The sequence below is a fragment of the Streptomyces sp. NPDC051738 genome (assembly GCF_044453205.1).
In the GTDB taxonomy this organism is placed as follows: domain Bacteria; phylum Actinomycetota; class Actinomycetes; order Streptomycetales; family Streptomycetaceae; genus Streptomyces.
Genome location: NZ_JBITCM010000014.1, coordinates 278758 through 297445, shown reverse-complemented (window position 1 = coordinate 297445; position 18688 = coordinate 278758). Strand labels below are relative to the sequence as shown.

Genomic DNA, 18688 nt, shown 5'->3' with positions numbered 1-18688 from the left:
ACCCCGCAGACTGCAGCCGCAGCCGGGCGACGCAGGCAACTGATCGGCGCCCTCGCAGAAACCCCCACCCTGAAGGGCACGACCGTGAATGACTCACAGGAAGCACGAGGCGACGTCGTGACGTCGTACAAGAACGCGCCGACCCGCACCATCACTGCTGGGGGAGTGACCTTCGCCTACCGCGAGCTCGGTCCCCGGTCCGGCGTCCCGGTGGTCTTTCTCAACCATCTCTACGGAGTCCTCGACAACTGGGACCCCCGGGTCGTCGACGGCATAGCCGCCAAGCGCCACGTCATCACGTTCGACAACAGGGGCGTCGGCACTTCCACCGGTTCGACTCCGCGCACTGTTCAGGAGATGGCCAAGGATGCCGTCACCTTCATCCGGGCGCTCGGACTGGATCACGTCGACATCCATGGCTTCTCGATGGGCGGCATGATCGCCCAGGTGATCGTGCAGACCGATCCGCGGCTCGTCCGCAAGCTGATTCTCAGCGGCACCGGTCCTGCGGGTGGCGAGGGCATCAAGAACGTGACGGTGTTGTCTCATCTCGACACCGCCCGAGCTTTGCTCACCTTCCAGGACCCGAAGCAGTTCCTCTTCTTCACCCGCACGGCCGACGGGCGTCGGGCCGGCAAGGAGTTCTTGGCCCGCCTGAAGGAGCGCACCGTCGACCGGGACAAGGCGATGTCCCTCATTGCGTACAGCAACCAGCTCAAGGCCATTCACCGTTGGGGCCTGGAGAAGCCGCAAGATCTCTCCGTCGTCCGCCAGCCCGTGCTCGTCGCAAACGGTGACGCTGACAGGATGGTCCTGTCGAAGAACTCGGCCGACCTTGCGCGACGACTGCCGAACGCCGAGTTGGTGATCTACCCCGACGCCGGACACGGTGGCATCTTCCAGTTCCACCGGCAGTTCGTGGAGACGGCTCTCGAGTTCCTCGAACGGTAGTAGGCGTGAAGTGTGGTCGTCGCCTTGGCCGAGGACTGGGTTTGTACGCGAGAGCAGCTCCCACGTAGAAGACCAGAGGACGTTGTCCCAGAGTCGTGACACCTCTGGGTGAGCGGCTCAAGACGTCTTTTCGGACTTGGCGACCTGCCCGCCTCCCGGTCGTCTGGCCAGGCCAAGGCGCAGCGGGACGAGGAAATCGGGCCTGGTGTGGTGGACCCATCCGTTCGTGGACGGGGCGGATGGTCCAGCCCGTGAAGCAGGTGGCGGCGTGGTCGACGCGAGAACCGGCCTCGCAGCGTGGGCAGTTGCGCCCCTGTAAGTCGACAGGTGGGTCCGGCCTGGCTCCCGGACGGAACGTGATCACCGGGCCAGCGTCAGGGGCTGCCGGCCGCGATGATCGCGGATCCGGTCGGAGGAGCCTCCCGGCGACTTCGTGGGGTGGCTGCAGGCGTCTCCCTCACCTCATGAATGCGAGCGCGTTCTCGATTCCTCGCTCAAGGACCTCATCGGCGAACTTCTGGTCGGAGAGGGCGCGGGACAGCTGCAACGTCCCCACCAGCATGGTGTAGAGCCCGATGGCCGTGCCGCGAGCGGACTTCGGATCCTCAGGTGTCAGACGGGCGGCGATCTCTTCCACGATGTCCCGTGCGCCGTCGGTGTAGGCCTGTTTGGTCTCGTCCTCGCAGCGGCCGATCTCGTCGAGCAGAGCGGCGGAAGGGCATCCGAGGCCGGGGTGGTCCCGATGCTCAGGAGACAGGTACTCGCGAACGAGGTCCTCGAGTCCCGGGCGGCCGGGCCGGACGGTGTCGTACTTCGCGACCTGCGTGCGCAGTTCGGCGGCCACGACATGGGCGACGAGGTCGTCCTTGGATGCGAAGTGGGCGTAGAAGGCTCCGTTGGTGAGCCCTGCATCCGACATCAGCACGGAGACGCCCGAGCCGTCGATCCCGTCCTGCTTGAACCGCTGGCCGGCTTTCTCGATGATGCGCTGCCGCGTCACCTGCTTGTGCTCCTTGGCGTAACGCACCACGAGCTTCCTCCATTCGCTCCGTAAGGCCGTTGCCTCGCACTCCAGACTAATCCATGGCCTGACACACGTAATATTACGATCGGCAGGTGACCTTGGCGTCGGTCCAAGGTTCCTGTGGACCGGGACCGGCGGCTCACGGCCGGAGGCGAGCACCCGGCCCCAGCCGGGCGGTGACTTCTCCAGGAGTGAGGGTGGAGTGCCCTGCGGAGCATTCGACGATGACGCGGACCGGGGCGTCGCAGTCGGTGTGACGCACGTCCAGTACCGGTCCCTCAGGGCCGAGGGCGTGCATTTCGCCCCACTGACTCAGTGCCATCAGGACGGGCCACAGGTCCCAGCCCTTGCGGGTGAGGCGGTACTCGTTACGGGAGCGGCTGCCCGCCTCCCGGTAGGGGACGGTCTTCAGGACGCCGGCCGCGATCAACTTCCGGAGGCGGTCGCTGAGGACGGCTTCCGACAGGCCGATGTGGCGGTGGAAGTCGTCGAAGCGGCGGACTCCGTTGACGGCGTCGCGCAGGATCAGCAACGTCCATTTCTCTCCCACCACGTCGAGCGTGCGCTGGACGGGGCAGTTCTCGGTGCTCGCCTCAAGCCACTCCATCCCGCCATCGTAATAGTCTGACTTCGCAATTGACAGTCAGGTGGGCCCGCGGCTAGCTTCACTTGTAAAAGCCAGATGGGAAGGCGCCGGTCGTGGGACGAACACGTACGTATCAATGGGAAGATCCCGCGCTCCTGGCGGAAGCCGCCGGACGCATGGCCGGCATCGACTTCCTGCGCGAGCTGCAGGCGGGGCGACTGCCGGGACCGCCCATCAACTACGCCGTCGACTTCGCCCTGGACGAGGTGGAGCCCGGCAGGGCGGTCTTCTCCCTGACCCCGGGGGAGGAGCACTACAACCCGATAGGCAGCGTGCATGGCGGCATCTTCGCCACCCTGCTCGATTCGGCGGCGGGTTGCGCCGTCCAATCCACCCTCCCACGCGGCATGGCGTACACCTCGCTCGACCTGACGGTGAAGTTTCTGCGGCGGATCACCGTGGAGACGGGCACGGTGCGCGCCATTGGCACGGTGGTCAACAAGAGCCGTCAAACCGCCCTCGCTCAGGCGCAGTTGGTCGACGCGACGGGCCGTCTGTTCGCCCACGCCACCAGTAGCTGCATGCTCTTCCCGGTGCCTCCCGCTCGGAGGTGAGCACCGGCGGCGACCGGTGATGTCCGTGCGGCGATGCCGGACTCCCCCGACCTCGGCGCAGAACGCGGGGTGCGAGGTGAACAGCTGCGGCGTACGGCGGTGGCGGCCCGTAACTCCGCGGGTTGCCGGACCGCCGTGCGCCGCAGTCGTGTCAAGGCGCCCGAGGTCGGGGATTCGCTGGGGCGTCGTGGTCCTTGGTCAGGCGGCGTGGGTGGGGTAGTCGGTGTAGCCGGCCGCGCCGCCGCCGTAGAAGGTGTGGGGATCGGGGGTGTTCAGGGGCGCGCCGGAGCGTACGCGCTCGACGAGGTCGGGGTTGGCGAGGGCCATGGTGCCGACGGTGATGACGTCGGCCAGGCCGTCTTCGATGTCCTTGGCGCGGGTGGGGATGTCGGCACCGCCCCGGTTGAGGATCAGTGTGGTCGGCCACAGCTTGCGGAGGGTGAAGAGGAGTTCCTCGTCGCTGCCGTGGCCGATGTGGAGGTAGGCGAGGTTGAGGGGGGCGAGGGCGCGCAGGAGGTGGGGGTAGAGCTCGTGGGGGTCGCTCTCCGCGAGGTCGTTGATCTGGAAGGGGTTGCCGGGGGAGATCCGGATGCCGGTGCGCCCGGCGCCGATCTCGTCGGCCACGGCCGTGGCGACCTCCACCGCGAAGCGGATACGGTTGTCGAGGGAGCCCCCGTACTGGTCGGTGCGCTGGTTGGTGCTGGGGAAGAGGAACTGGTTGACCAGGTAGCCGTTGGCCCCGTGGATCTCGACGCCGTCGGCGCCGGCCGCGATGGCGGCCGCGGCGGCTCGCCGGAAGTCGTCGACCGTCGCGGCGACCTCTTCCGTGGACAACTCGCGCGGCACCGGCATCTCCTGGAGCCCGGACGCGGTGAACGTGAGGCCCCCCGCTTTGATCGCGGAGGGGGCCACCGGCTGCCGGTGGTGCGGTGTGTTGTCCGGGTGGGAGATCCGCCCGACGTGCATCAGCTGGATGACGATGCGCCCGTCGGCCTTGTGTACGGCGTCGGTGACCTTGCGCCAGCCGGCGATGTGTTCCTCGGTGTAGATGCCCGGGGTCACCGGATAGCCCTGGCCGTCGGCGGAGGGCTGGGTGCCCTCGGTGATGATGAGGGCGTGTGAGGCGCGCTGGGCGTAGTACTCGGCGTTCAGCTCGGTGGGCACGCCGTCCGGGGTGGCCCGGCTGCGGGTCAGGGGGGCCATGGCCAGCCGGTGGGGCAGGGGGATCTCTCCGGCGGCGGTCGGGTTCCACAGGGCGTTGAGCATGGGGATTCCTCGGATGGTGGGTAGTGGATCGCGGAGGTGCGGGGGCGGACGCCGTTTGAACGGGGTCACCGGGCTCTTCTGCTTCTGGGCCCGATGGCGCAGCCCATGCCCCCTGCAGGACAAGCTGGCGGCGGCGCGCGCCAATAGAATTACGATCATAATGTTATGCGGCTTGGAGGGTCTGTGCAAGTGGGCCCCGGGGGGGTGGGGCCGTGAGCCGGGCCGTTTCGGTCGGCCTCACAGTGCGCCCTTCAGCGCTCGTGCCTGCCGGCGCCAGAACTCCCGCGAGACCTCGGCCTTAGGGAATACCAGGTCGAAGCCGTGGAAAGCGCCGGGGATGACGTCGAGGTCGCAGGGGACGCCGCTGTCACTCAGTCGGCGCGCGTACTCGACGTCTTCGTCGTGGAAGAGATCGAGGGTGCCGACGCCGATCCAGGCCGGCGGAAGACCGGTGAGATCCTCTCGGCGGGCGGCGGCCGCGTACGGGGAGACGCCCGGGCCCGCGACGGCGTCGCCGAGGTAGGACGACCAGCCGTACCGGTTGCTCTTGGGCGTCCAGACGCGCACCTTGAGGGTGTCCAGGTCGGTTCTCGTCGTCGTGCGGTCGTCCAGCATGGGGTAGAGGAGCAGTTGGAACACTGGGCGGATCTCGGCCCGGTCATGGGCGAGCAGCGCGAGGGCCGCGGCGATTCCGCCGCCCGCGCTGGCACCGCCGATCGCGATGCGATCGATGTCGATGTGCAGGTCGCCCGCGCGCTCGGCCAGTCCACGCAGCGCGGCGTAGGCGTCCTCGACCGCGGCGGGCGCCGGATGGTCCGGCCCCAGTCGATAACGAACCGCGGCGACGGTGATGCCGAGCTCGCGGGCGAAGGCGATGTTCGTACGGTCGTCCTGCTCGGGTGCGCCGAAGATCAGCCCGCCTCCGTGTACCCAGAGCAGCGCCGGAGCCGCTGCCCTCAAGCTGGTGGGCTGGAAGACGCGAAGCGAGACGGACGGTGCGCCCTTCGGCCCGGGCACGACGATCTCCTGGACCGTGACGTCCGGCCCTGGATAGGGCGCGTGCCACTTCACGCTCCGCACGAGGCGAGACGACAGACGTCCGTAGGACACATTGGGGATAAAACGACCTCGCTTGAGATCGGGGTGGAAGGCACTCATCGGGTCCTCGTCCTTTCCCCTCATCGAGGGCGTATGGAATCGTCTGGCCACCCGGCGGGTGGCGGCGTCGAGAGTGGGGACGGTTGTGAAGCCGGTGCGACACCGACGATGGGAAGGCCGGCGCCCAGCTGCGTGAGACTCTCGCGGATCAGATCGGGCAGTGAGACGTCGGTATCACCCGTTGCCCACTTCTCGACGGGCGTCCGTAGCGCGGCGGATACCACGTCGGCCATCAGACGCGGAGCCGTGTCGCGTTCGGCGTCGGTGCGCTCGGCGACGAGTTCGGTGAGCTGCCGAGTCACGCGCCGAGCTCCGGGGTCGCCTTCCGACCGCTATGTCGTCGGCGAGGCCGGCCCCGAACCACTTCGCTTGCCGGTCTCCGACCCACCGCAGCGAGCTTGGTCACGTGGCGGTGCGCACGTAGCTGAAGCCGCCGTCGTGGTCAGCCGTCCCGGCCGTCGCCTGCCGGACCGGGACGAGGTCGCGGGCGTCGCGGACCTGCGCGCCATCGCAGGCCGTGTTCGCGTCCGTTCCCCCCGTCCCGATCCGGCAGGCGCGCGGCTCTTGCGGCTGCCGCGCCTGTACCGCCCGGTCAGATCTTGGTCTTCTCGCGGACCCAGGCGCCGATCTGTGCGATGGCGGCGTCGGTCTCCGGAATGCGGCCGGCTCCGTAGACGTACGAGTGCTGACCTCCAGGGACCACAACGGTCGCCGTGTCGATTCCGGCGTCCTTGACGCGGGCGGCGAACTCCTCGTCCTCGCCGGCCAGGACCTCGTACGTTCCCCAGGAGACGAGGGTGGGGGGAAGACCGCTCAGGTCCGCCCGGTTCAGGTTGATCCGGGTGTCCGTGAACTCGATGCCCGTGCCGCCGATCCAGGCGTCCCGGAAGAACTCCAGTAGTTCCTTACTGAGTATCTTGTCCGTCTCGGCATTGGTCGCGATGGTCTCGTTGGCGATTTCGAGGTCGCACCAGGGGGAGATCGACACGATGGCGCCGGGCAGGAGTTGCTTCCTGTCGCGGAGGCGAAGCGCCAGGGCGACGGCGATGAACCCGCCGATCGAGTGGCCGATCGTGATGATGTTTCCCGGCTCATACCCTTCGGATAGCAACCAGTTGAAGGCCGCCTCCGCGTCGTCCACCTGAGCCGGGTACTTGTGTTCCGGTGCTCGCCGGAAGTCCAGGACCAGTACGGGGGCCCCGGCGGCCTTGGCGATATGGCCGGCGAGCTTTCGGTCGACGTGTGCTGACGCCAGGACGGAGCCCCCGGCGTGAGTGTGCAGGAGGACGTAGTCGGCGTCGGCGTCGACGGGTTCGCACCAGATTCCCAGAACGCCACCCGCGTCCACCTCCCGATAGGTGACGCCTTCCGGCTCCCGGGCCGCGAGATGGACTTGCTCCGCCTGGATGCGCGTCGCCTCCAACTCGGACGGGGGATTCGCCCCTGTGGCCAGCCATTCCGCGAATTGGATCGCTTCCGGACTCAGTTCAACAGCAGCGTGCTCAGACATTTGGTACCTCCATGGACTATTAGGGGCATACAGGCCCGCCAGGGCCGGTATCGCCTGGGTTTGTCAGGCGGTGTGGGTGGGGTAGTCGGTGTGGCCGATCTCGTCTGCCACAGCGGTGGCGACCTCTGCGGCGAAGCGGATGCGGTTGTCGAGGGAGCCACCGACCTTGTTCGACCGGACCAGCTTCTGCTCGGTACGCGGATGGCGTCTCAGTTGTGTTGCTCGGCATCCAGGAGTGCGAGGGCGTTGCGGATGCCCTGTTCGAGGAGTTGGTCGGCGAGTTGCCGGTCGGTCAGGGCGCGGGAGAGTTGCAGTGTCCCGGCCAGCATGCCGAGGAGGCTGAGTGACTTCAGACGCGCCGACGCTGGATCGTGAGGTGCCAGGCGGGCGGCGAAGTCGTCGATGAGGACCAGCACGCCGTCGGTGTATGCCTGCCTGGTGGGATCCGTGGAGCGTGCGATCTCGTCGAGCAGGGCGGCGTTGGGGCAGCCGTCCTCGATGTTGTCGCGCTGCTCGGGGGAGAAGTACCAGCGCGCGATCTGTTCGAGTCCTGCACGGCCGGGCGCTGCCTGCGCGACGATGTTGGCGTGTTGTGCGCGCATCTGGTCGGCGACCGCGGTGGTGACGAGTTCGTCCTTGGAGGCGAAGTAGGCGTAGAAGGTGCCGTTGGTCAGCCCCGCGTCCTTCATGAGCGTGGCGACTCCGGAGCCGTCGATGCCGTCCCGCTTGAGCCGGCGACCGGCCGTCGCAATGATCCGCTGCCTTGTCTTCTGCTTGTGTTCTTTCGCGTACCGCACCATGCGTTCCTCCGCCGCAGCCGGGGCTTGTGCCCCGGCTGCCGCTGGTCAGGTCAGTGTGCCGCGTTGGCAAGGAGAGCCGGGAAGTTGATCCTCGCGGTCTGCAGTTTCGGGTCGTGGGGCTCGGGGACCTCGCCGTCGGTGATGTACAGCCGGTCGCCGCGGACCGCGGTCGCGGAGGGCGAGGCGAGGCCGTTCGCGCTGGTCAGGACGGGTTTGTAGGTGGAAGCAGCTTGTACAAGCCGTTCCTGGCCGCGTTGCCCGGGGCCCACACGCTGTAGTAGACGGTGCCGTCACTGCCACGGGTGTTGCCGCTGATCGCCTCCGCCACCTGCCCGGTGACCAGCACCGTGCGCTCTCCGGACGCGGAGATACGCATCAGCTGCGGCCCATGGGCACTCGATGCACTGGGCTGGGCCGTTTGCTGATGTTGCTGCTGCATGACTCTCCTCGGTAAATCAACGAGTGACTGACCAATCGACTTTCGGCGACATCAGCGATGCCGGGTGCATGGGAGACATGTGGGTGGAATCGGCGCCCGTGAGGCCGGGCCTGGATGTCATCGGCGCCCTTGACGTCTGGCCGGGGTGTCAGGTGGGCAGGCGGTTGTTCTTGCGGATCTGCTTGTCGAACGTGCCGGCGGTGACGAGGCGGCGCGCGGTGGTGACGCGTGAGGCCGGCGGGCGGCGGTGTAGCGCAGCTTCGGCTTCTTGTCGGTGGCCGCGGTGACGATCACTTTGGCGGCGACGGCGGGGGTCGCCTTCCTTCACCGCATCCGCCATCCCTCGTCGAAGACGCGCCGTCGCTTTCGGGCGGGTTCGGGTACGCGAAAGGTGAGCGTCAGTTCGGCATCCGGTTGAATCTGCGGACGATGCGGTCGAAGATCCGGGCCGGAAGGGCGCGGTGGAGCACGCTGATGCTTGCGGCCGTCGAGCCGGCGGTGCGCCGCAGTTTCGGGTTCCGGTCGGTGGCCGCCGCGACGATCACCTTGGCCACGACGGCGGGATCGTCGCCGCCGCTGGTGTTTTTCGCCAGCACCTCGTCGAACGTGCGCCGTCCCGACGCGTAGAGCGGCATTGGGGTGTCGCCCTGCATGCTGTGGTCCCCGAACGGCGTGTTGATCGGGCCGGGCTCGACGAGCAGGATTCGGACGCCATGCTCGCGGACCTCGTGGTCCAGCGACCCGGAGTAGCCCTCGACCGCGTGCTTGGTCGAGGTATAGATGGCCATGAACGGGCTGGGGACGAACCCGCTGAGGGAGGAGACGTTGATGACGCGTCCGCGCCGTTGAGTGCGCATGTGCGGCAGAACCGCCTTGGTCATCCGCATGATGCCGTAGACGTTGACATCGAAGACGTCCCGTGTCCGGGCGACGGAGAACTCCTCGGCGGCGCCGTTGGCGCCGACGCCGGCATTGTTGACCAGGACGTCGATGTGCCCGAACCGGTCGATCACCTGCTTGACCACAGAGGCGACCGATTCGTCGCTGGTCACGTCAAGGTCGAGGTAGGCCACCCCGGCGGGCGCGGTGACTCGCGCGGTGTTGCGAGCGGTTCCGATCACCTCGAAGCCCGCCGCGGCGAAGGCGCGGGCCGCCTCCTTGCCGATCCCAGATGAGGCGCCTGTCACGAGTGCCACCGGCCGAGTTGCCGCCATCACGAGCTCCCTTCGTTTTGGAATACGTCCGTACGCCTTACGTATGTATGCCTTACGTCCGTATGTCTTACGTTCGTACGACCATAGGGGGGTCGTCGGTCGATGGCAAGTCGTCCCGTCAGGCAATTCGAGAAAGATCCGGGAAGCGTGGGGTGCAGCACGGGGAAGGTCATGAGCGGGCGGCGAGCCGGAACCGCCGGCTGACCTTCTGCGCTCCGGTCCTGCGTGCATTGCAAGAGACCCCTACCGCCAGGAAACAAGGCGGCCTGTCATGGCAGGCCCCGCGAGACAGCGCAAGTAGCCCCCACAAGCTGACGCAGGGAGCAGAACGGTCCAACCGCCCTTGTGCTCCTCGTCGAAGATCCTCAGGCTGGATTTTCAACAGCGTTTTCTACAAGCCCCGGTCGTTCTCCCATACGACCAGCTCGCCGTTTCGCAGCTTTCTCATCAACAGCCCTTCTCCGAGGCGGTGGGCAAGGTGGAGCAGATCTGCCAGGTGCAGCACCCGTCCGTCGAAGCCTGGGAGGGGGACATGGAGCGGCTGGGGCCAGCGGGCGGGGATTGCAACCAGGCCGTAGTACGGCCCCGCGAGGCTGCCCGTCACCCGCGGCGACGGTGTCCGTGTCACCGCCGAGATCGATCGCCGCGCGTATCGCGTCTTCGAAGCCGACGGTGGTGCGCAGGGCCCAGACAGCGGAGCCCAGGCAGGGCCAGACAGCACCGTTGAACTCGGTAGCCTGATCGGGGTGCCAGTCAGGCGCGAGGACGGTGGCGTAGCGGCCGCGGTGGTCGGGGTGGACAAGAGCCAGAATGTCCGGGAGCGCGGTGAGGGGGTCGGTGTCCTCGAACGTGACGCGGATGAGTTCGTGGAAGATCGCGGTGCCTTCCCAAGCCGCGGGTCATCGTGAGTCAGGGCAGCGATCCGACGGGCCGCTTCCATGGTGGCTTCTTGGCCGGCGGCCGCGAAGTGGACCGCGGAGGTCGAGGTCCGCGTCAAGGAGCCGCTTCCGGCTGCTCGTTGGTCGACCTGAAATGGATCGCGGCGGCGAGGTCCCAGGGCATGCCGTTGGTCAGGACGTCTTCGGTCTGCAGGCCGATGTCCTTCGGTTCTGATGCTGCCCACCGCTGGAAGCGGGCGAAGACGTCCGGCAGATCCAGTCCGCCCCGCTCCAGCAGCGACTCCGCGACCAGGATGGCCATCTGCGTGTCGTCGGTGGCCTCGCCGGGGTCCCAGCCACCGCCTCCGCACATCTCGTCACCGGCACCAGGCGCGGCAAACCGCGCGGGAATGCTTCCTGGGGACCGAACTCGAAGGGGCCGCCCAGGGCGTCACCGACCGCTGAGCTCTGCTACGGCCAGTCGATCGACGTCGACGGCGAATTCGGCCCGCTACGGAGACTGCTCTCAAGCACGCCCAGAACATGACCGACCCCATGTACCCGGTGAACATCGAGGGGGACGGCGTCTACGGGCCCGATCACTGCGGAGTACCTGTCGCACAATGCCTGGAAGTCCGGTAGCCGTCATTGCAGTCCGCTGCACTCGTAGGCGTTCCTCGTCCCCGCAGCGCCCGATGTCCGGGGTTCGTACGACCCCGGGCATGCCCGTTGAACCTCCGTTTATCGGATCCTGACCGCCGCCACCCACAATCGGTCCGGTGACCCGCGCCAAGCGAACACTGGTGCGCTGCAGAGCAAGAGCCGAACTCAACTGCGGGGAACGACATGCTCCGCATTCACTTCACCGATGTGGATCTGGCGAGGACCCGGCTCGCCGCCGCTCCTGATCCGCTCTCCGAGATCTCCGCGAGTCTGCACCGGCTCCAGTCCCGGAGGGGAAGGTGGGCCTTCGCCGGGTGGTACCGGACGACACGGCAACAACTGCGGGAGAAGGGGCTGGAGCGCGTCCTGAGGAGTGTATTGCTGCCCTTGTACCCAAGAGCCGCCTACTTTCCGGATTTTCTCACCCCGGTCGGTGCCGTGGACGGCCTGGACGTGGGACTGGAGTCAATTCTGGCTACGCCTTCCCAACGGGTCATGGAGGAGATGGCCATCCTCGACCGGACCTCCGGAGCACCTGCGTGGGCCTGGCAACTGGCCGGACTGGAAGCGCGCAAGGAATTCGTGGGAATGCTGCGCGCGTACTACGACGTCGTCGTCGCACCCCACAAGGAGCAGGTGCAGACGCGTATCGAGGCCGAGAGGGCGGCACGCTGCCGCGGGTTCCTCGACGGCGGAGTGGAGGGCATGCTCGCGGGACTCGGGCCCATGCTGCGCTGGCGCCCTCCCGTCCTGGAGGTCGCCTACCCCAAGCAGGTGGATGACCGGGACCTGCATCTGAACGGCCGTGGGCTCACACTCGTCCCTTCGTACTTCAACTGGGGCGAGCCGGTCGCCTTCGCCGACCCGGGACTGCCGCCCGTACTGTGGTACTCGCTGCTCCACGAGCCCGAAGCCCGTCCCGTGAGTCCCGGCGCCCCCGAAGGGTCCCTGACCAACCTGCTCGGGCGCGCCCGGGCGGTCGCTCTGCGCACCGCGTCCGCCGGCGCCACGACCGGCGAGATCGCCCGCGCCGCCGGTGTCTCGGCCTCCGCTGCCAGCAGACACGCCACCACCTTGCGCGACGCGGGACTCATCACCACCGTCCGGAACGGCCCCACCGTGCTGCACACCCTCACACCCACGGGCGCATCCCTGCTGCGCGCCGCCCTGCGCAAGGCCGACGCGGACGTCACGGGCACCCTGGGCCGAGCCGACGGTCCGGCGCGGGACGAGCCGGAGAGCCGCGATCACGTTCGTCAGCAACTCGCCGACGCAGAGCTCGACTTCGGGGAGACGCGCACCGAGGTGCTCGCGCACGGTCGGCGCGCCTCGACGTGGGCGTCGGCCTACGACTTCCATCACCGGCAGGCCGAGGCCACACCAGCCTCGCCCACGCCCGCCGGGGGTCCGGCGTCCCGGCTGCGCCCGGCCGAATGCCGCGCCCTTTTGATGCTCGCCGCGATCAGCCGCATGACCGGCGAGATGACCGCGGCGGAGCATCAACACCGCCGACGCACGCCACCTCCGACGGGAGACCGGCTGTCGGCCGGTACTCGAGCCGCAGTGACGGACCTGGGGCAGGGGGTGGAGCAGATCTGGCTCTGCAGGTACGGCCAGGTCTGCGGGCCGACCAGGCCGTCCACGACGAGGCCCGCGTCGCACTTGTCGTTGGCGTTCTGCCGGGCCCTCTTCGCGTCGGCCTGGGACTTGGAGCCGAAGGTGTCGTCGACGGTGCACGGTGGTGCTGTGTCGGGGGATCTCCCGCGGATCCGGTGGGAACGACGAGCCGACATGCACGAAGCGTTCCTCAAACTCGCCTGCTGCCTCATCACCCACCGACAACTCGGCTCATTGTGTTAGCCGTTGTTAGTGGCGCCGTGAGTATTGCCGCCGAACGAACCGGCGATAAGCCCCTCACCCGAGTCAAAGCGTGGCCGAGTCGTCGGTCACGCCTGCCGCGTCAAGAACCTCCTGAGGGCTTACACCTCAGGGGTGGTTACTGGTTGAAGGCGTGCAGACAGCGCCAGGTGTCGGGACCGATGATGCCGTCGTCATCTATGCCGCACCGGCTTTGCGCGTCCTTCGTTGCTATCTCGGTGATGCGGCCGAAGATCCCGTCGATCTCCACATTGATGTAGCCCGCCCCCTTTTGGAGCATGCACTGCGCGTGCCTGACCGCGGTGCCGGTGGAGCCACGCCGGATCTCCGGGTGGCTCTGGGCCTCGGGGCAGTCGGCCGCGACGGCGGCGGTGCCGTACGGTGCGGGCTCGGCTCCGGTGGCCGGAGCTGAGGCTCCCAGCACGAGGAGCAGGACGGCGGCGGCTGACAGTGCGGCCGGCTTGAAGTTCATGACGATTCCTTTCAACGCGGGTTTCGTACCGGGTGGACAGCCACAGTGGCGGAGCGGGGGCGGTTTCCCGGCTGCCCGGACGGCCAGGTGCTCACCGCACCGGGGCTGGCGGCGTCCGGGGCGCCCCACCGGGTGGTGCGTTCGCCGGGGTGCTGGATGTTCACGAAGAGCGTTTGTCCGTCAGGAGTTGCGGTGACTCCAGTGACCTCGGCGCCGCGCGGGGCGGTGAGGAAGCGGCGGACCTTTCTGGTCGTGGGATCGGCGGCCAGCAGGGCATTGTTCCCGGCCGCCCGGTAGGCCACCGCGGTGCCGTTCAGGGCGTGGCCGGAGACACCGGTGGAGATCCAGAGAGTTCCGTCCGTGCCGAACCAGAGGCCCTTGGGGGCGGCGAACGCACCGTCGGCAGACAGCTCCGGGTCACCGGCGACGAGGAACTCCTCCCAGCGGAAGGAGGGCGCCGTCTCCTCCCCGCCCTCTTCCTCGCGCCAGCGGATGATGCGCCCGTAGGGGTCGGCGCTCCTCGCGCAGGTGCGTGCGGCTGCCACACCTTGTGCCGCCCCGCCGGTGCACGAGGAGCCGCCGGCGCTGTTGGCGAGGGCGAGGTACACGCCGCCGTCGAGCGGATTCACCGCGACCCCCTCGGGACGGGCGAGAGGAGTGGCGCCGAGGGCGTCCGCGGCCAGTCGGGCGCGCACCAGGACGTCGGCCTGGTCGTGCCAGCCCTTGTCGCGGGTCAGCGGCCCGTGGCCGTGCCTGAGCGGCAGCCACCGGCCGACGCCGTCGGGAGAGATCCTCGCTACGTAGAGGGTGCCGTGGTCCAGCGGGCTCCTGCCCTGGTCGCGCAGTCGGCGCCAGTTGTCCCTGCTGACGTACTTGTAGAGGTACTCGCCGTCCTCGGCGTCCGTGCTGTAGACCACGAGGCGGTCGGCGGCTTCGGTCACCGTGGCGCTGCCGTGCATGAAGCGTCCCAGTGCGGTCCGCTTGACCGGAATGGAGGACGGATCGCGGGGGTCCAGCTCCACGATCCAGCCGAATTCGTCCGGTCTCGCTTCGCGGGCTGCCAGGTCGAATCGCCGGTCGGTGCGGTGCCAGGGGTGGCCGAAGCCGTCGGCGGACAGGCCGTATCGGACGTCGTTCTCGCCGCGTCGCCAGTCGGGGTCGTCGGTGCCGAAGACGGCGTTGAAGTTCTCCTCCGCGGCCAGGTAGGTGCCCCATGGGGTGACGCCGTGCCCGCTGCAGGCCAGCACGCCTCGTGACCTGCCGTCGACCGCCACGGGACCGGAGAACCGGACCGGCGAGTCGCCCGTGATCCTTCGGCTGTACGTCGAGTCCACGGCCTTCCACGCGTTGCCGGACTCGCGCACCTCCAGCACGGTGAGGCCCTGTGCGGCGAGCGCCTTGTCGGCCTCGCCGCCCAGCAGTTGGGGGTCGGCCGCCTCGTGGCCGATGACCAGCAGCCCGTGGCGATTTCCCGCGGCACCGTCGTCCAAGGGGAAGAACTGGACGCCGTGATGATGGCTGCCGACTTGCTGCGCCTGCTCGGCCGACGTACCGCCACCATCCGCCCGCCATCGCGGCCCGGCCGCACGCACGGCCTCTCCCCAGGGGGCGAGGACGTCGGCGGTGCACCCCGCGGGAACCGTCACGGCATCCGCCTCGCTCGCCGCCACCGCGGTGAAGGACGACAGTCCCCGGAACGTCGTGCCGGACCGCCCCGCCGACGCGCCCGCGGCCGACGGCAGGGCGGCGGCTCCCGAAGTCCCCAGGCCGAGGAGACCGGTGGCGGCCAGAACTCCGCCCGTGACAACGCCCCGTCGGGACGGGCCGGTCGCCCGGTCGTCCGCGGTGTTCATCGCGTCGTCCCGCATCAGAACCTCCCCTGGTTGAGTGCGGTCTGCAGGGCCTTGGTGGTGCCCGAGCCCCAGTCGCCGTCCACGGTCAGACCGGCTCCGGTCATCTTGTTGAGGTGACCCTGCAGGGCCTTCACCGAGGCCGAGCCGACATCGCCATCCACAGTCAGGCCCGCATCGGCCCAGGTATTGAGGTGCTGTTGCAGGGCGCGCTTGGACTCCGGTCCCCAGACGCCGTCTGCGGTGACGCCGATGGCGTACTGCAGCGCGGTGATGGTGGCCGGGCCGAAATCACCGTCCACGGCCAGTCCCGCACCGCCCGAATAGCGGTTGTAGGCGGCTTCGGTGGCAGGGCCCCAGAGGCCGTCCGCGCTGACTCCGACCTTGGCCTGGAGCCACTTGACTCCGGCTTCGGTCTTGGGCCCGAAGATGCCGTCGAGGTCCAGCTTCGGTGTGTAACCCAGGTCGTTGACGGCGTACTGCTGAGCCCTGACCGACCGAATGGTGGACAACCCGCCGTCCGCGTTGGCCGTCCCTCCGGTGTACGCCACAAAGGCGGCTTCGGTGGCAGGGCCCCAGAGGCCGTCCGCGCTGACTCCGACCTTGGCCTGGAGCCACTTGACTCCGGCTTCGGTCTTGGGCCCGAAGACGCCGTCGACGTCCAACTGCGGTGAATACCCCAGGCCGTTGACGGCGCGCTGCTGCGCGGCAGCGGTACGGATCGTGGTCAGGCCGCCGTCGGACCCGCTCCCGCCGTTGTACGCCACATAGGCCGCCTCGGTCAGCGGGCCCCAGAGGCCGTCAGCGCTGACTCCGACCTTGGCTTGGAGCCACTTCACTCCGGCGTTGGTGAGCGGTCCGAAGACGCCGTCGACGTCCAACTGCGGTGAATAGCCCAGGCCGTTGACGGCATGCTGCTGCGAGGCGATGGAACGGACGCTGGTCAGGCCACCGGCCGAGCCGTCGCTCGGGGGTTCACCGTTGTACACGGGCTGACCGCCGACGATGGGGTACGTGGTTCCCGGCATGCCGTTCCGTACCCAACTCCGCAGATCGTTGCCCGGGCAGGCCGTGGAGCCGATCGCGCTGTGGTACGTCCTGGTGAGCGCCCTTCCCGCGTATTCATTCGCGGCGTAGTAAAGGCTGCGGATCGAGTCCTTGGCGGTCTGGGTCGCGTCGCCGTCCCGTCCGATGAAGCACACGCCGAAATGGCTGGTGTTGAAGCCCGTCGCATGCGCGCCGACGGTCATCCAGCCCCGGCCCTCGAATATTCGGCCGGACCGGTCCACAAGGAAGTTGTAACCGATGTCCCACCACCCGTTGCCGTCCATGTGGTAGTTCTGGATGGCCCGGGGAGTCTGCGACGTCGGACCGGCCGAGTAGTGCACGGCGAATCCCGTGCGCTCCGACGGTGAGGCGAAGTCCTCGTCGCGAGGCGGACGGGCCCCCCACTGGCCGCGTGAAATGATCTGCAGCCCATCGGGGTCCTTCCCGGCCACGGGCATGCCGGGATCTATCTGGGAGCCCGCCTCCGCGTGCGAGGTGAGGTTTCCGGGACACTCCGTGTCGTAGCCCAGCGAATGGGGCACCAGGAGGCCTCCCGCCCGCAGGGTGAGCAACACCTCGGCCCGCAGATGCCAGATCAGCGCCTTCATTGACTGAAGCATGGCCAGGGTCGGGGCGTCTTCTGAGCGAAGAAGACCGCATATCGAATAGAACCCGGTGTTTCTGCCGACACCGTTCACGTAGCCGGGAGCATTGGCCTCGGCTCGACGATATCCCCGACCCTCGTATATCTCCCCGTGCGGGCAGACCAGGAAGTTGTAGTGAATGTCCTCAACATCGAGATATCCGCTCGCCCAAGCCTTTGCTATTTCCACTTGGCAGTCGCGTTCCGAGTCGGGTTGAAACTTGCCCTCCCCTCTGTGGTGAATGAAGACACCTCCCGTCCACGGCTCCCACAAGTTTTCGTTCGCCGTCGGAGTTTCGGCACGCTTCACGACTGCTGCGGCGTTGCCCAAAATCGCTGTGAGTAAGAGAATTCGCGGATCTTCGGTGACGTACTGCGCCCAATCCGATCGAGGGCGTAGGGCAATCGGCATGATGCGGTCTTTCCTTCCATGGGGGCGTGGCGGGGCTTGTTCCAATTGAACGCTTCCGTGATCCGAGAGCCCTACGTTGGCCCAACGGCCGACGCTGGGCCATGCTGTTGCGGCTGACCGCAAAAGCTGAGCCCATCGAGGGACAGCGACATGCTCCGCATCCGCTTCAGCGAGGTCGACTTGGCCAGAACGCGGTTGGTTGCCGCGCACTCGCCATCGACCTCCCGCCCTCGTCACCCTGAAGCGCCTGGTCAGTTAATCGGTTGCACGCCACCGAGACGGGGTGTCTGATCCCGGCTATGACGATGGTGCTGAGGACGCCGACGGCCGACGGAGTGCGCGAGGCCATTGCGGCGCTGCGGGAGTGGCAGCACGACGAAACGCCGATGCAGCTGCATCCCGGGGACATCGGCTGGAACTACCGGTTCGGAACGGCCGAGACGGCCGCGGCGGTACGGACCTGGAGCCGGAACGAACGGATCCTCGCCGTCGGGATGCTGGATACGCCGACGCTCGTGCGCATGACGGTCGCCCCCGACGCTTTCCATGACGAGGAATTGGCGCGGCGGCTCGTCGAGGACTTCTCGCTGCCCGAGCGCGGCGTGCTGCCGGAAGGAGCGGTGTCCATCGAGGCGCCGCAGGGCCTGCTGCTCCACGACCTGTTGACCAAGGTGGGCTGGGGCGTCGACGAGCCGTGGACGCCGCTCTTCCGCGACCTCGCCGAAGCAGTGGAGGACCCCGGCGTGCGGATCCAGGAGATCGGCCTGGAGCAGGCGCAGGACTTCGCCGACGTCCTGCGGTCCGCGTTCAACACCACGAAGCCCACGCGCGAGTACCGGCACGAGATGTCCGCGGCACCGTTCTACGCCGACGCCCGCTGCCTGGGTGCTTACGACGACCAGGGCAACCCCGCGGCGGTGGTGACGGTCTGGTCGGCCGGCCCGGGGAAACCAGGACTGGTCGAGCCGATGGGCGTCCACACGGACCACCGCGGCCGCGGCTATGGCCGGGCGATCACCGTCGCCGGGGCAGCCGCACTGCGGGAGATGGGCTCGTCAAGCGTGCGCGTGTGCACGCCGAGCTCCAACGTCGGCGGCGTCGCCACGTACAAGGCGGCCGGGTTCACGGCGAGGCCGGAGATCGCCGACCGGATCCGGAAGGTCTGACGTCGGGGTCTGCGGACCTTCTCTCCATGCCGTAGCACCTCGTACGGCGGCGGTGCGCGCCAGAGCCTGCGGCAGCCGTACGAGGCTCTGCTCTCGGCTCGATCGGACATCAACCCG

At 68.2% G+C, this 18688-nt stretch carries 16 protein-coding genes and 2 pseudogenes; 4 read left to right on the top strand and 14 right to left on the bottom strand.

The annotated features are described in order from the left end of the window. Positions 1–84: 84 nt before the first annotated feature. On the top strand, positions 85–951 hold the full coding sequence (locus tag ACIA8X_RS30845) for an alpha/beta fold hydrolase (protein ID WP_393447303.1): 867 nt from the start codon (positions 85–87) through the stop codon (positions 949–951). Positions 952–1408: 457 nt separating this feature from the next. On the opposite strand, the gene ACIA8X_RS30840 is transcribed toward ACIA8X_RS30845, so the two are convergent. Together ACIA8X_RS30840 and ACIA8X_RS30835 are read right to left on the bottom strand one after the other, a co-directional pair. Then, positions 1409–1981, bottom strand: coding sequence for a TetR/AcrR family transcriptional regulator (locus ACIA8X_RS30840; protein ID WP_393447301.1), 573 nt, complete (start codon positions 1979–1981; stop codon positions 1409–1411). 133 nt (positions 1982–2114) lie between these two features. Beyond that, a complete protein-coding gene (locus tag ACIA8X_RS30835; RefSeq protein ID WP_393447299.1) occupies positions 2115–2582 on the bottom strand; it encodes a winged helix-turn-helix transcriptional regulator in 468 nt (155 codons plus the stop codon). A 92-nt stretch (positions 2583–2674) separates the two neighbouring features. On the opposite strand from ACIA8X_RS30835, the gene ACIA8X_RS30830 reads away from it, so the two are divergent. Next, entirely contained in the window at positions 2675–3175 is a 501-nt protein-coding gene (locus tag ACIA8X_RS30830) for a PaaI family thioesterase (protein WP_393447297.1), read from the top strand. 198 nt (positions 3176–3373) lie between these two features. Here ACIA8X_RS30830 and ACIA8X_RS30825 read toward each other — a convergent pair whose 3' ends face one another. From ACIA8X_RS30825 to ACIA8X_RS30785, 9 genes and pseudogenes are all read right to left on the bottom strand, one after another. Continuing rightward, positions 3374–4441 carry an alkene reductase gene (locus ACIA8X_RS30825; RefSeq protein ID WP_393447295.1) on the bottom strand — a complete coding sequence of 356 codons (1068 nt, stop codon included), beginning with the start codon at positions 4439–4441 and terminating at the stop codon, positions 3374–3376. Positions 4442–4678: 237 nt separating this feature from the next. Further along, on the bottom strand, positions 4679–5512 hold the full coding sequence (locus ACIA8X_RS30820) for an alpha/beta hydrolase fold domain-containing protein (protein WP_393447293.1): 834 nt from the start codon (positions 5510–5512) through the stop codon (positions 4679–4681). A gap of 107 nt (positions 5513–5619) precedes the next feature. Then, complete coding sequence (locus ACIA8X_RS30815; RefSeq protein WP_393447291.1) at positions 5620–5901, bottom strand: hypothetical protein; 282 nt, start codon at positions 5899–5901, stop codon at positions 5620–5622. Positions 5902–6191: 290 nt separating this feature from the next. After that, positions 6192–7109 carry an alpha/beta hydrolase gene (locus ACIA8X_RS30810; protein WP_393447289.1) on the bottom strand — a complete coding sequence of 306 codons (918 nt, stop codon included), beginning with the start codon at positions 7107–7109 and terminating at the stop codon, positions 6192–6194. Between the two features lie 209 nt (positions 7110–7318). After that, positions 7319–7909 carry a TetR/AcrR family transcriptional regulator gene (locus ACIA8X_RS30805; RefSeq protein WP_393447287.1) on the bottom strand — a complete coding sequence of 197 codons (591 nt, stop codon included), beginning with the start codon at positions 7907–7909 and terminating at the stop codon, positions 7319–7321. Positions 7910–8111: 202 nt separating this feature from the next. After that, positions 8112–8348 (bottom strand): hypothetical protein, encoded by a 237-nt coding sequence (locus ACIA8X_RS30800; RefSeq protein WP_393447285.1) that lies wholly within the window; start codon positions 8346–8348, stop codon positions 8112–8114. A 148-nt stretch (positions 8349–8496) separates the two neighbouring features. Next, a complete protein-coding gene (locus ACIA8X_RS30795; protein ID WP_393447283.1) occupies positions 8497–8688 on the bottom strand; it encodes a hypothetical protein in 192 nt (63 codons plus the stop codon). Between the two features lie 58 nt (positions 8689–8746). Then, a complete protein-coding gene (locus ACIA8X_RS30790) occupies positions 8747–9562 on the bottom strand; it encodes an oxidoreductase (protein ID WP_393447281.1) in 816 nt (271 codons plus the stop codon). 391 nt (positions 9563–9953) lie between these two features. Beyond that, positions 9954–10887, bottom strand: a pseudogene (locus ACIA8X_RS30785) (ADP-ribosylglycohydrolase family protein). A gap of 399 nt (positions 10888–11286) precedes the next feature. On the opposite strand from ACIA8X_RS30785, the pseudogene ACIA8X_RS30780 reads away from it, so the two are divergent. Next, positions 11287–12276, top strand: a pseudogene (locus ACIA8X_RS30780) (ArsR family transcriptional regulator); the annotation flags it as partial. 823 nt (positions 12277–13099) lie between these two features. Here ACIA8X_RS30780 and ACIA8X_RS30775 read toward each other — a convergent pair. Genes ACIA8X_RS30775 through ACIA8X_RS30765 form a run of 3 tightly spaced genes read right to left on the bottom strand, consistent with a single transcriptional unit; the run spans position 13100 to position 17405 of the window. Continuing rightward, complete coding sequence (locus ACIA8X_RS30775; RefSeq protein ID WP_393447279.1) at positions 13100–13453, bottom strand: peptidoglycan-binding protein; 354 nt, start codon at positions 13451–13453, stop codon at positions 13100–13102. Between the two features lie 11 nt (positions 13454–13464). Then, positions 13465–15321, bottom strand: coding sequence for a PhoX family protein (locus ACIA8X_RS30770; RefSeq protein ID WP_393447277.1), 1857 nt, complete (start codon positions 15319–15321; stop codon positions 13465–13467). Further along, on the bottom strand, positions 15321–17405 hold the full coding sequence (locus tag ACIA8X_RS30765; protein WP_399459636.1) for a peptidoglycan-binding protein: 2085 nt from the start codon (positions 17403–17405) through the stop codon (positions 15321–15323). Before ACIA8X_RS30765 ends, ACIA8X_RS30770 begins: the two co-directional genes overlap by 1 nt. A gap of 299 nt (positions 17406–17704) precedes the next feature. On the opposite strand from ACIA8X_RS30765, the gene ACIA8X_RS30760 reads away from it, so the two are divergent. Beyond that, a complete protein-coding gene (locus ACIA8X_RS30760; RefSeq protein WP_399459635.1) occupies positions 17705–18571 on the top strand; it encodes a GNAT family N-acetyltransferase in 867 nt (288 codons plus the stop codon). Positions 18572–18688: the final 117 nt, after the last annotated feature.

Excerpts from the sequence above, each read along its gene's own strand:
- ACIA8X_RS30835 (WP_393447299.1), bottom strand. The coding sequence starts at position 2,582 with ATGGAGTGGCTTGAGGCGAGCACCGAGAACTGCCCCGTCCAGCGCACG.
- ACIA8X_RS30825 (WP_393447295.1), bottom strand. The coding sequence starts at position 4,441 with ATGCTCAACGCCCTGTGGAACCCGACCGCCGCCGGAGAGATCCCCCTG.
- ACIA8X_RS30810 (WP_393447289.1), bottom strand. The coding sequence starts at position 7,109 with ATGTCTGAGCACGCTGCTGTTGAACTGAGTCCGGAAGCGATCCAATTC.
- ACIA8X_RS30805 (WP_393447287.1), bottom strand. The coding sequence starts at position 7,909 with ATGGTGCGGTACGCGAAAGAACACAAGCAGAAGACAAGGCAGCGGATC.
- ACIA8X_RS30800 (WP_393447285.1), bottom strand. The coding sequence starts at position 8,348 with ATGCAGCAGCAACATCAGCAAACGGCCCAGCCCAGTGCATCGAGTGCC.
- ACIA8X_RS30795 (WP_393447283.1), bottom strand. The coding sequence starts at position 8,688 with ATGGCGGATGCGGTGAAGGAAGGCGACCCCCGCCGTCGCCGCCAAAGT.
- ACIA8X_RS30790 (WP_393447281.1), bottom strand. The coding sequence starts at position 9,562 with ATGGCGGCAACTCGGCCGGTGGCACTCGTGACAGGCGCCTCATCTGGG.
- ACIA8X_RS30775 (WP_393447279.1), bottom strand. The coding sequence starts at position 13,453 with ATGAACTTCAAGCCGGCCGCACTGTCAGCCGCCGCCGTCCTGCTCCTC.
- ACIA8X_RS30770 (WP_393447277.1), bottom strand. The coding sequence starts at position 15,321 with ATGCGGGACGACGCGATGAACACCGCGGACGACCGGGCGACCGGCCCG.
- ACIA8X_RS30765 (WP_399459636.1), bottom strand. The coding sequence starts at position 17,405 with ATGCCGATTGCCCTACGCCCTCGATCGGATTGGGCGCAGTACGTCACC.
- ACIA8X_RS30760 (WP_399459635.1), top strand. The coding sequence starts at position 17,705 with ATGACGATGGTGCTGAGGACGCCGACGGCCGACGGAGTGCGCGAGGCC.